The 11938-nt window shown below is 29.3% G+C and carries 12 protein-coding genes; 2 read left to right on the top strand and 10 right to left on the bottom strand.

The window, feature by feature from the left end:
- Window positions 1–310 precede the first annotated feature (310 nt).
- Entirely contained in the window at window positions 311–1075 is a 765-nt protein-coding gene (locus tag ABWP60_RS08030; RefSeq protein WP_353151027.1) for a response regulator transcription factor, read from the top strand.
- Window positions 1076–1154: 79 nt separating this feature from the next.
- Here ABWP60_RS08030 and ABWP60_RS08025 read toward each other — a convergent pair whose 3' ends face one another.
- From ABWP60_RS08025 to aroC, 5 genes are all read right to left on the bottom strand, one after another.
- A complete protein-coding gene (locus ABWP60_RS08025; RefSeq protein WP_353151337.1) occupies window positions 1155–1874 on the bottom strand; it encodes a glycosyltransferase family 2 protein in 720 nt (239 codons plus the stop codon).
- Window positions 1874–3430: an ArnT family glycosyltransferase gene (locus tag ABWP60_RS08020; RefSeq protein ID WP_353151024.1), complete on the bottom strand. Its 1557-nt coding sequence runs from the start codon at window positions 3428–3430 to the stop codon at window positions 1874–1876. The genes ABWP60_RS08025 and ABWP60_RS08020 overlap by 1 nt, the downstream gene beginning before the upstream one ends.
- A 564-nt stretch (window positions 3431–3994) precedes the next feature.
- Window positions 3995–4141, bottom strand: coding sequence for a hypothetical protein (locus ABWP60_RS08015; protein ID WP_353151021.1), 147 nt, complete (start codon window positions 4139–4141; stop codon window positions 3995–3997).
- Window positions 4138–4308, bottom strand: coding sequence for a hypothetical protein (locus ABWP60_RS08010; protein WP_353151019.1), 171 nt, complete (start codon window positions 4306–4308; stop codon window positions 4138–4140). Before ABWP60_RS08010 ends, ABWP60_RS08015 begins: the two co-directional genes overlap by 4 nt.
- 109 nt (window positions 4309–4417) lie before the next feature.
- The gene (gene aroC / locus ABWP60_RS08005) at window positions 4418–5473 is read right to left on the bottom strand and encodes a chorismate synthase (protein ID WP_353151016.1); all 1056 of its coding nucleotides are present in this window, start codon (window positions 5471–5473) and stop codon (window positions 4418–4420) included.
- Window positions 5474–5549: 76 nt separating this feature from the next.
- On the opposite strand from aroC, the gene ABWP60_RS08000 reads away from it, so the two are divergent.
- Window positions 5550–6389, top strand: a complete 840-nt coding sequence (locus ABWP60_RS08000; RefSeq protein WP_353151014.1) for a hypothetical protein — start codon at window positions 5550–5552, stop codon at window positions 6387–6389.
- On the opposite strand, the gene ABWP60_RS07995 is transcribed toward ABWP60_RS08000, so the two are convergent.
- The 5 genes from ABWP60_RS07995 to ABWP60_RS07975 form a co-directional block, all read right to left on the bottom strand.
- Window positions 6382–6834 carry a protease complex subunit PrcB family protein gene (locus ABWP60_RS07995; RefSeq protein ID WP_353151011.1) on the bottom strand — a complete coding sequence of 151 codons (453 nt, stop codon included), beginning with the start codon at window positions 6832–6834 and terminating at the stop codon, window positions 6382–6384. The genes ABWP60_RS08000 and ABWP60_RS07995 overlap by 8 nt on opposite strands.
- Window positions 6835–6839: 5 nt before the next feature.
- On the bottom strand, window positions 6840–7973 hold the full coding sequence (gene bshA, locus ABWP60_RS07990) for an N-acetyl-alpha-D-glucosaminyl L-malate synthase BshA (RefSeq protein ID WP_353151008.1): 1134 nt from the start codon (window positions 7971–7973) through the stop codon (window positions 6840–6842).
- A 58-nt stretch (window positions 7974–8031) separates the two neighbouring features.
- Window positions 8032–8493, bottom strand: a complete 462-nt coding sequence (locus ABWP60_RS07985) for a DUF1801 domain-containing protein (RefSeq protein WP_353151005.1) — start codon at window positions 8491–8493, stop codon at window positions 8032–8034.
- Window positions 8494–8495: 2 nt separating this feature from the next.
- The gene (locus ABWP60_RS07980; protein WP_353151002.1) at window positions 8496–11384 is read right to left on the bottom strand and encodes a serine hydrolase domain-containing protein; all 2889 of its coding nucleotides are present in this window, start codon (window positions 11382–11384) and stop codon (window positions 8496–8498) included.
- A gap of 70 nt (window positions 11385–11454) precedes the next feature.
- Window positions 11455–11937: an ABC transporter ATPase gene (locus ABWP60_RS07975; protein WP_353150999.1), complete on the bottom strand. Its 483-nt coding sequence runs from the start codon at window positions 11935–11937 to the stop codon at window positions 11455–11457.
- Window position 11938: the final 1 nt, after the last annotated feature.

The raw sequence follows: 11938 nt of genomic DNA, 5'->3' as shown, positions 1-11938 counted from the left end.
ATATAATAATAATTAGTATGAATTTGTTAATTTTAAATATACCATGTTAATTATCAATACCATACATTGCTTTTTATATAATAGATTTGTAGAAAGATTACAAGGAGATATTCCAAGTAATAAAATCATCCTTGCTAAGTTTATATATATGATTATTCCTCAGTATTAGAAATTATGAAATAATAAAATAAAACAAATAAATCTGTTGGTTTTGACTTTGTCAGGTTGTTATAAAGTAATTAAAAAAAACATTACAATTATTAGATGTAAAGTATTTGACTAATTTTTCTAAGATAAAAGCAAATTAATAATGAAAAAAAAAATATTAATTATTGAAGATGAGCTAATAATTGCTAATCATTTGCGTATAATTCTTGAAAGCAACGGTTATAATTGTTTAATCGGAATTACTTCCGTTGAAGAGGCAAGAACAGAAATAAATCGAAATGACTTTAGTCTTATATTAATTGATGTGAATTTAAAAAGCGGCTTAGACGGAACTAATTTGGGTAAAGATTTATTAAAGAATGATACTGTTCCGTATATATATATCACAGGTAGTAATGATTTAACTACAATTTATAAGATCAAAGAAACTAGACCTCATGGAATAATAATTAAACCTTTTAAAAATATTGATATTATTTCTACAGTTGAAATTGTATTAAATAATTTTAAATATAAAAAAATTGATATTACAAGAAGTTCAGCGAATCCATTTCTTGATGAAAACCCATATATAATTAAAAGAGTAATAGAATATATATCTGAAAACATTTCAGAGAAAATAGAAATTTCAACTTTGGCAAAAATAGCAAATTGGACGGAGCAACATTTTATAAGAGTATTTACAAAACATTTAAAACATACGCCTTACCAATATGTTTTACAACAGAAAATTGAAAAATCAAAAATATTATTAAAAGAAACAAATATCTCAATAGGTAATATTGCTTTTGATTTAGGATTTAATAGTTACAGTAATTTTTCTGTTGCCTTTAAAAAAGAAACTGGAAAAACACCAAACACATATAGAAATGAAATGAAAGCCAAAAAGTTTTCAAAAATAAAATAATGTCATAATAAAATTTTTATAAATAGTATTATAATTTGTTGCTATTTTTCTAAAGGTATTTAATTAATGTTTTAATTTTCTACAACTTCAATAAACCATATTTAACAATACAATATAGCGCTCTAAATCCATCTTTCCAACCAATTTTTTTTCCTTCTTCATACGTTCTACCATAATAAGATATACCTACTTCATAAATTCTTATTTTTGGTATTCTAGAAATTTTGGCGGTAATTTCAGGTTCAAATCCAAATCTTTTTTCTTTTAAAACAATATTTTGAATACTCTCGGTGCGAAACATTTTATAACAAGTCTCCATATCCGTTAAGTTCAAATTTGTAAAGATATTAGATAGCGAAGTTAAAAATTTATTCCCAAGCGTATGCCAGAAGAATAGAATTCTATGTGGATTACCGCCCATAAATCTAGAGCCGTACACAACATCTGCATAGCCATCAACAATAGGCTTTAATAATAAGTTATACTCATTCGGATCATATTCTAAATCCGCGTCTTGAATTATGGTAAAATCTCCCGTTGCTTCTTTTATACCTGTATGCAGTGCCGCACCCTTCCCTTGATTGAAACTGTGCTTGAAATATTGAATTAGAATGTTTGGATTTTGCTCAATATAATTATATATAGCTTCTTCAGTATTATCATTAGAAAAATCATTAACGATAATAATTTCTTTTTCAATATCTTGTAGTAAATTAACTTGTTTGATTTTATCCAAAATCAAATGGATGGTTTTTCCTTCATTATAAGCAGGAATAATTATGGATAATTTTTTCACAATTATGTTCTTTTTTTTAATTGAATTAAATAAAAATATTTTAAAGATTTTGGTCGTTTATGCTCTAATAAAAAAGATAATTTCAGTCGCGTTATTGGATAGTCTGAAAATTTTATTTTCTTCTCAATACGATATTTTTGTTCTAACATTTGTAGTTTTTCTTCATTTATATAAAACCAACTGAATTGATTAACAGATTCAACTGCATCAATACTTATGGTTTGATTTTTTGTGTTTTTGGTATAAAAATTAAAGGCGTGTGATTTTTCATCAATTAAATAAACTAAAGCTGTTGGATTATTTTTTATTAACCATTTACCAGCCATAGAATCTGCTTGAAACGTTAGTAATTTTGGATAAAAAACAAAACTTAAAAACAAATTCAAAACAATAACATAACTTAATAATTTTATCATTCCATGCCATTTTATTTTATTTCTAAAATAGAGTAATACCAGTTGTATTACTATTAAAAATAAAATAATAATATTAAATTCTTTGAAAAATAATAGTGGATAAATAATTAAAACAACTAATATCAAACAACCAAAAGCAAAATATATTTTGTCCCAAATTTTAAAATGTATGCTAGTAAATTTATCAAAATAACTAGCACAAATTATACTAGCAAATGGCAGTGTAACAAAAATATAATGTGGGAGTTTGTATTTTGATAAGGACAACATAAAAAATAAAAGAATAAAACCACTAACTGTAATTATTTCTGATAATTTTTCAGATTTTTTATTTAGTAAATCTCTAATTTTTACAAATAGGCCAACATACAATACAAAAATCCAAGGGAAAAAATCCCAATTTATAGAACCTATAAAAAAATGCCATGGTAAGCCATTATCCCATACACTTTCACCTGTTATGCGACCAAAACTTTGTAACCAATAATAAAAATACAAACCACTTTGATTTTGTTTTCCATTAATTATTTTTTCTGGATGTAAATCAAATTGAACATACAACCCATAAGACATTGGAAATAATAACAAAGCAATAAACAGTAAAAATAGTATCCATTTAAAATTGAAAATATGTTTCCAATCTTTTTTATAAAGTAGTTGCAACCCAATAGGCATTAAAACAGCAATTAGTCCAATTGGCCCTTTAGACATCATCGCAAATGCTGTAAATAAAGCACCGAGAAATAAATATATTATTTTATTTGTAAAAAAATATTCTACCAAAAACCAAATAGAAATTATGACACTAGATGTTAATAATCCATCTGTTCTAACATCATTTGTCATTTGAAAAAAAGCTTGACACGTTCCAAAAATAAGTGTTGCATTTTTTGCAGTTTCCTGATTATAATATCGGATAGAAATTTTGTAAATAGCAATTAAGGAAAGTAAAAGCATCAAAAATGTTCCAATTTTGTATGCAAAATTACATACTCCAAAAAGCCCCATACTTACACTAGAAATCCAAAATAAAAGCGGTGGTTTGTCTAAATAATCCGCCTGCATGTCTGTGATTTGTAAAAACGAATTATTTGTTAACATTTCAAACGCAATTGAAGCATATTGAGCTGCATCAATTTTCATTATATCAATAAAAAGATTATTGATGTAAATAACTACGATTGTTATAAATAGTAGCTTTTCAATATTAGAAAATTGTTTCAATATGTTTCGCACAAAAAAAAGTTGTTTTTTAATAAATAAATCCAAAAAATTTAATGATTTTTTAGAATTATATTTAAGAATTTTGGCTAAACTAATTAATACTATTGATAATAAATTTACAATTACAAAACATAACAATTTAGTAAAGATTCAAAAACAATAACTTTTCATTAGATGAATAGTTTAAATAATTAATTAAGTAGCAATAACAGTCACTCTTATATTGATGTTTTTTTTCTTGAAATTTTATTCAAACCAAATAAGATAATTTTACTTAAAGTATACTGCATAGGATTTTCAGAAGAAGTGGAAAGACCTTTTTTAATAAAAAAACTAGTAACTAAATTTAAAATATGTAAAAAAAGGTAATGCTCTTGGAAGTACACGAACAAATTAGCAACCTCAAAACTTGTTAGTCTATAAGTTGCCTTGTTACAAAGTCAGGATACTTTGCGTAGCGAAAATGGAAGAATGAAATAAAAATTATTTTTTCTTATTGTTCTTCTCGTCTTTTAGAGTGGGATAATTTTCTTCTCTTTGTTTTTTACCAGAATAAAAAATATTCCACATGGTAAAAAAAACATAAACTATAAAAATGATTCCACCTGTTATAAAAAATCCTATACTCATGATGATCTTCTTTGTCGAATTACTAATGCAAATAATAATATAGTACCTGGCCAATGCGCAGAATATAGGGCTTCATCATGTCTACCTAACAAACCTAATGTAATTGAATATAACATACAAATAAATGCTAATATTACCGGATACCATTTTAGAACAAATTCCTTCATTTTTTTTGATTTAATTTATTTTATAAAATTAATATTTTATTTTGATATTTATGTTAAAAAATTGTGATTCTTTAATAAAAAAAACAAAATCAGTCTTTTTAAGTAAAATCTAAGATGATTTATTTAACAAAGTAAAATCAGCCAATACCATAGCAGCTAAAGCTTCTACAATAGGCACTGCTCTAGGTACTACACAAGCATCATGTCGGCCTTTACCTTGTTGGTCTAAAAGTTTTCCATCTTGGGTTAACACTTCTTGTTGTTGTAAAAGCGTAGCAACAGGTTTAAAAGCTACACGAAAATAAATATCCATACCGTTACTTATACCGCCTTGTATGCCCCCCGATAAATTGGTTTTGGTACTTCCATCTTCATTAAATAAATCATTGTGGGAGCTGCCTTTCATTTCAGCAGCACAAAATCCAGCACCATATTCAAAACCTTTTACAGCATTTATAGACAACATGGCTTTACCCAATTGGGCTTGTAATTTATCAAAAACCGGTTCACCCAAACCAATGGGTACATTTTGTATTACACAAGTAATGGTGCCTCCAACAGTATCGCCTTGTTTTTTTATTTCGGTGATGTAGTTTTCCATTTTAGCAGCTGTGGCTTCATCCGGACAGCGAACGGCATTGCTTTCAATTTTAGTAAAATCTAAATCTTGGTAAGGTTTGTCTATATAAATGGTTCCAACAGATGAAACAAAGGCGTTAATTTTAATCTCCGGTATAATTTGTTTCGCAATAGCGCCAGCCACTACCCAATTTACTGTTTCTCTTGCCGAACTTCTCCCGCCACCTCTGTAATCTCTATTTCCGTATTTTTTATCGTATGTAAAATCAGCATGACTGGGACGGTATGTATCTTTTAACTGATCATAATCTTGCGATTTCTGATTTTCGTTTGCAATCAAAAATCCAATTGGTGTCCCTGTGGTTTTTCCTTCAAATATTCCAGATAAAAATTGTACGGTATCGCTTTCCTTTCTTTGAGAAACCAGTTTAGATTGCCCAGGTTTTCTTCGATCTAATTCTGATTGAACAAAAGCTAAATCAATAGTAATATTAGAAGGGCAGCCATCTATAATTCCTCCATAAGCCAAGCCGTGCGACTCGCCAAAGGTTGTTAATATAAAACGTGTTCCTATTGAATTTGCCATTTCAGATTTTTTAAGCAATTATTAATTTATACAAAAATATTGAATGTTTTTTTTATATTAGCAAAAAATTTATAAAATGAAAAAAATATTATTTGCAATTTTAAGTTTAAGTATAGTGTCTTGTGCTGTAGAAGGTTTAGAAAGTACTATTGACGACAACTCAAATAACCCAAACAACCCAAACAACCCTAATAATACGGCTACTTTTACAGATGCTATACCATTAAATACTGGAAACTACTGGACATATGATGTAGTTGGACTAACGAATACAAGAGATTCTTTATATATTTTTGGTGATGAAACAGTTGGGGTACACACCTATAAAAAATTTAAAAACAGAAATAATATCGCAACTGGCTTTTATTGTTCATCATTAAACAACAATAATGTAAGAAAAGAAGCTGGAAAATTACTTTTAACTGGAAATTTAAGTGTATTACAAGGTATAACATTACCAACTGGAGTTGATTTAAGTGTAACTGATTTTATTATTTTTAAAGAAAATGCTACAAATGGCGAAATTTTATCTGAAAAAACAGGCACGTTTCAGCAAACCATAAGCAATTTACCAATTACAGTTGAATACCGATTAAGATCAATTGGTGGAGAAAGTTTCGCGTCTTATACCTCTCCAAATAATGATGTATATCCGAATGTAAAATCTACTAAAATTGTGGTGAATTTAAAAATAACATCAACACAAACTATTGCAGGATTTCCTATAACTGTGAATATTTTACCGCAACAAGATGTGGTTGTAAGCACACAGTATCTGTCTAAAAACATTGGTGTTGTATACACAAAAACAAATACCAATTTTAGCTTAAACGCTACCATAGCAGCTCAAATTGGATTGCCAGTGACTACTACACAAGTTCAAGAAGAATTTTTAGATACCTATAACGTTAATTAACTAAAATTGTTTTGTTTTTAGGTACTAATACAAAAAGATAAGGTGAAGTAAATGCATTGGTTACGTTTTCATTTTTTTCGGGAGTAATTTCTTTTAAGATAATTTGTGCAGTAGTGTCTGTAAAAAGCACATCTGCAATTTCAATATCATACCCTCCCGTGCTTTTTTCTCCTAAAAAACAAGCCACGAGATCGTGCTTTTCTAAATCAATTGCTAACAACTTACCAAAAGATTCTTCGCCAATATTTAAAGCGGTAATTAATGCATTAAATTCTTCATAATTTTTAATTACTTGTGTAGACTTTTCTTTCTTTCCCCCAATTTGACTTTTAAACACCACTTCATAATGATCTTTTTCTATCACAACAACTTGCTGAGCGGGTTTACAAAACAGAAACAACATACAAATACTAAATAAAGAAATCATTTTTTTAAACTTATTCATAATAATTAAGAATCTAAATTAATAGCTTTGTAATACAAATCTTCATATAAAGGAAGAATATTTTTAATATCGAATTTTTTGGCTACTTCAAAAGCCGCTTTCTTAAACTGAAGTAATTTAGCATCCGATTTTAAAATAGAAATTGCGTTTCTACTCATGCTTTCTACATCGCCAACAGCACTTAAATAACCTGAAACACCTTCTTCGTTTACTTCCGGAATTCCACCAGAATTACTAGATATTACTGGCACACTAAATGCCATGGCTTCTAACGCTGCCAAACCAAAACTTTCGGTTTCAGAAGGCAATAAAAACAAATCGGAATATTTTAAAATTTGATTAATATCGTTACTATTTCCAAAGAAAATTACTTTATCCGAAATGCCTAAATCTTCACATAATTTCTCAGCAATTATCTTCTCAGGTCCTTCTCCAACCATCATTAATTTGGATGGGATTTCTTTCTGAATGTTGAAAAAAACCTTCACAACATCAGGAATATTTTTTACTTTTCTGAAGTTAGATATATGTGTGATTATTTTTTCATTCGTCGAAGCCAAAACAGAACGCTGACAAATCGATTTTTCATCTAAATGTGTTTCTTCAATTTCAATAAAATTGGGTATGACATGAATTTCTTTATTAATATCAAACAAACGATACGTAGCTTCTCGTAAACTATTAGAAACACTAGTTACAAAGTCGGATTTATTAATACTAAAAGTAACCGCACTTTTATAAAACGGATGATTTCCAACCAACGTAATATCAGTACCATGAAGCGTTGTAATCATGGGAAGGAAAATACCCTCTTCGGCTAACATTTGCTTTGCCATATATCCTGCATACGCATGCGGAATGGCGTAATGTACGTGCAATACATCAATCTTATATAATTTTACCATATCTACTAATTTACTAGATAAGGCCAATTCATAAGGCTGATAATGAAATAATGGATAGTTAGGAACATTTACTTCATGAAAATAAATGTTTGGATTTAATAATGATAATCGCACAGGCTGCTTATAGGTAATGAAATGAATTTCATGTCCTTTTTTTGCTAGTTCTAAGCCTAACTCTGTAGCCACTACGCCACTCCCACCAAAGGTAGGATAACAAACCATTGCTATTTTCATTTATTTTTATATTGAAACACCAAATCCATTTTGTATAGAATTGATATTTATTATACTATTATTTTTTGTTAACAAATGCCGATTCATAAATAGCAATCCATTCTGCCACAGAAATTTTTGTAACCAATTCACCCAATAATTCAAACGGAATTTCATCGAATTTATTAAATCGGATACAACTTTTTCCCATATCTAATTTGCGTGTGCTATGTTTTGGATATTCCGCCACAAACCAATCATAAAGATCTTTATTAGCATATATTCCCATATGGTAAAAATTGATGCTGTTTTTTTGGGATGCAAATGTGATGAAAGGTAGTGGATCAGCAGGTTTACAATGATACCCTTTCGGATAAATTGTATGCGGAACATAATACCCAATCATACCATAATTCATTCCCTCTTCAAAACCATTAGGTATGTTTTTAACTAGGGTATTTCGTAGCAATTGCATTGGTTTTTTTCTATCTTCTAGAAGATTATTCATATATTCTTCCACAGTTTTTGCAGCTGAAGTCATAATTAATCCGTTATCGATTCGTAAATTACTTTCTGTATATTTTCTCTTATATTTAATTTTGAGAGTTTATTAATATTTCCATCTGGATAACTCCTATTTGATAGAAAGATATAAATTAAGTCTTTTTCAGGGTCTGCCCAAACCATGGTTCCAGTAAAACCTGTATGCCCAAAACTAGATTTTGAAGTACATCCACATGTAGGACCTTCGCCACTTATTTGAGGCTTATCAAAACCGGCGCCACGCCTATTTCCAGTTGAACAAAAGTAACAAGTATTAAATGCATCAAACGTATCTTTTGAAAAATAAGAATGGCCGCCATACGTTCCTTTTTGTAAATACATTTGCATAATTTTAGCCACATCTAGCGAATTAGAAAACAATCCTGCATGCCCACCAACGCCGCCTTGCATAGCAGCAGCCATGTCATGTACATAACCCTGAATGGTATCGTATCTAAAATACGTATCAATTTCTGAAGGCATTATAGTTGATAATTCAAACTTATCTAACGGATTATATGACGTATTATTGGCGCCCAACATCTTATAAAAATTATCATCGGAGAGTTTATCCAAGCTTTTATGATGAAGTTTCTCTAAATATTCTTTAAATAAAATAAAAGCATAATCGCTGTATTTATATTGTTTAGAAGGCAATAACGGCGATTCTTTAATGATATTTATTATTGTATCATTATAATCTTTTCGTAAAAATAAATTAGTAGTCACCTTAAACGGATAGTCATCAGAAGGTGTAGTTTGATAATATTTTTGACTTGGTTTTTTTAATGAATCTAACGTTTTTATATAAAATGGTGTCCAAGCTGGTAGTTTGGCTTGATGCGTTAACATATCTAAAACCGAAATATCTGCTTTGTTAGAATTTTTAAAATTAGGAAGTAATTGAGATAACGTACTGTTGAATGAAAAATTCCCTTTTTCATAATCTTTCATTAAATTTGGAAGCGTACTCAATACTTTAGTTAGCGAAGCTAAATCATATAAATCCGTATTTTTTACTTGCTTAGTGGTATCATAAGTTGGAGAACCAAACGCTTTTCTATATACCACTTTTCCTTTACGAGCCACCAATATTTGCATCCCTGGTGCTACTTTATTTTTGATAGCAGTTGTGGCAATAGTGTCAATTTTAGCCAATATCTCCGAATTCATATTCACTTGTTCCGGAAAAGCAAAACCTAATCGATTAAGGTTTTTAGTTTTCAATCCATCTGATTCACAAAAGTTTTTCTTAATAGATACAGGTAAAATACCTTTAGCTTCTTTGGCACCAAATAAAATTTCTGCAGCTACAAGTTGAGAAATTGCATTGTTTTGATAGGCTTCAATTAAGCCTTCCGTTTCTTCAAAAGTCGGAATTCTTAATAAAGAGTAGGGTTTTGTGAAAAACGTAACAATGGTTTTACTATGTTTTGAAATTTTATCAATCCAATTGATTTCATTAAAAGTCATTTCATTTTTCTTCCAAATACCTTCTGGTTTGTGATAACCTACGATTACTTTAGAATACGCATCAATTTCCACTAAAAGTGAATCTAAATTTTTAGTTTCAATAACATCAATTTGAGCGTATTCTTTAAGTTTTTCTATGTATGTTGTGGCATCTCCGTCACCAATTTTTACATAGGCTATTTTTTCTTTATCAAGTCTTTTGATTGGAATAATTTCGTCCTCATTTTTTAAAACCGTAATAGCACTTTCAAACATTTCTAAATTTAATGCTTTGTATTCCTTTTTATTTAAATCAGTATATAAATTTTCAAATTCTACGGGACAATAATTATTTAATCCGGCTTTGTATTTATATTTTAATATTTTCTTTACAGAATGTGCCAATCGATCTTCGGTAAATAAATTATCTGCAAACGCTTTTTTGAATTTTTCAATCGCAACAGGAACATTTTCTGCAAATAACAACACATCGTTACCGGCTAAAAAAGCAGCTACATCTATATCACCAGGTTGTTTAAAATTACTAGCACCTTTCATATTTAAGGCATCTGTAAAAATTAAACCTTCAAATTTTAATTGATTTTTTAAAATATCCGTTACTACTTTTTCCGATAATGAGGATGGGAAATTTTCGCGAGACTCTATACTTGGTACGTTTAAATGGGCTACCATAACACTAGCCAATCCATTTTTAATAAGTTCTTTATACGGATATAATTCCACTTCCTCAATTCTATCTCTTGAAAAATCTACGGTAGGCAAAGCATGATGCGAATCGGTAGCCGTATCACCATGACCAGGAAAATGTTTAGCCGTAGCAAAAACGCCATAAGATTGCAAACCACGGACATAAGCTACTGCTTTTTCAGCTACATTTTCTTTGGTTTCTCCAAAAGAACGATTTCCGATAATTGGGTTTTTGGGATTGGTATTGATGTCTACTACGGGACCAAAAGTAAAATGAATACCCAAGCGTTTCGATTGGTCCGCCATTTGCATTCCCATTTTTTCAAGTAGCGAATTATCTTTAATTGCGCCCAAAGTCATATTCCATGGATAAGTATGTGTAGAATCTATTCGCATACTCAAACCCCATTCAGCATCTATACCAATAAGCATTGGAATTTTTGATTGTGCTTGAAAACGATTGGTTAATTTGGCTTGACGATTAGGACCGCCTTGAAAAAATATCAATCCACCCACTTTATATTTGGTAATCAATTTATCTAAATCTTGAGCGTGAGCTTCGTTTTTATTAGAGTAGGCTGCAATCATAAACAATTGCCCTACTTTTTCTTCAAAAGAAAGAGAATTATAGGTGCTATCCACCCAAACTTGTTGGGATTGCGTGTTGATTTTATTTTGGGAAAAACCTAAAGTGGTTAAGAATAATGTAATGTATATATAGTATTTCATGAAATCTAAATAAATAAAAAAACCATCAAAATTTCTATTTTCTGATGATTTTCAAAGTTAGTTATTTTTTTTAGAAAAATCTACTGTGCCAACTTTCTTCAGCTGGAACTTCCCAAAATTCTTCAAATTCACCTTTTGTATTTATTAAATTATTAAAAACTATAGTTTTTGAAGTTACGGCTTTTTCCTTTGCCATTTTTTTGAAATCTATAAGTGTTTTATGTGCAATATGTTCTCCCATTTTGTAGGTAACATTCATTTTGTCAAGTAATTCTATTTGATATTCTTGTTCCAATTGTTGAATAAAATGTACGGAAGCATCTATAGAACAACCCGTTGCATTTTGTACTGCTTGATTGACTGCAAAAATAATAAATCGGTTATATTTTAAAAGAAAAGAAGCTTCTAAGCTTGTACCATGTGCAGCCCAGTTTTCAACAAATTCTTGGCATTTTTTGGTAATTGCAGTTACTTCATCGTCAGTTAATTTTCTGTTCGATTGGTAAATCCAAATCTTAGAATCTTCTGGTAAATTTTCGAATGGTGTGTACATA

The sequence above is a fragment of the Flavobacterium sp. genome, from assembly GCF_040402895.1.
In the GTDB taxonomy this organism is placed as follows: domain Bacteria; phylum Bacteroidota; class Bacteroidia; order Flavobacteriales; family Flavobacteriaceae; genus Flavobacterium.
This window is presented reverse-complemented; position numbering and strand designations above follow the sequence as displayed.

Coding starts and splice junctions, on each gene's coding strand:
- bshA (WP_353151008.1), bottom strand. CDS start 7,973: ATGAAAATAGCAATGGTTTGTTATCCTACCTTTGGTGGGAGTGGCGTA.
- ABWP60_RS08015 (WP_353151021.1), bottom strand. CDS start 4,141: ATGAGTATAGGATTTTTTATAACAGGTGGAATCATTTTTATAGTTTAT.
- ABWP60_RS08020 (WP_353151024.1), bottom strand. CDS start 3,430: ATGAAAATTGATGCAGCTCAATATGCTTCAATTGCGTTTGAAATGTTA.
- ABWP60_RS07985 (WP_353151005.1), bottom strand. CDS start 8,493: ATGACTTCAGCTGCAAAAACTGTGGAAGAATATATGAATAATCTTCTA.
- ABWP60_RS07980 (WP_353151002.1), bottom strand. CDS start 11,384: ATGAAATACTATATATACATTACATTATTCTTAACCACTTTAGGTTTT.
- ABWP60_RS08030 (WP_353151027.1), top strand. CDS start 311: ATGAAAAAAAAAATATTAATTATTGAAGATGAGCTAATAATTGCTAAT.
- ABWP60_RS07995 (WP_353151011.1), bottom strand. CDS start 6,834: ATGAATAAGTTTAAAAAAATGATTTCTTTATTTAGTATTTGTATGTTG.
- aroC (WP_353151016.1), bottom strand. CDS start 5,473: ATGGCAAATTCAATAGGAACACGTTTTATATTAACAACCTTTGGCGAG.
- ABWP60_RS08000 (WP_353151014.1), top strand. CDS start 5,550: ATGAAAAAAATATTATTTGCAATTTTAAGTTTAAGTATAGTGTCTTGT.
- ABWP60_RS07975 (WP_353150999.1), bottom strand. CDS start 11,937: ATGTACACACCATTCGAAAATTTACCAGAAGATTCTAAGATTTGGATT.
- ABWP60_RS08010 (WP_353151019.1), bottom strand. CDS start 4,308: ATGAAGGAATTTGTTCTAAAATGGTATCCGGTAATATTAGCATTTATT.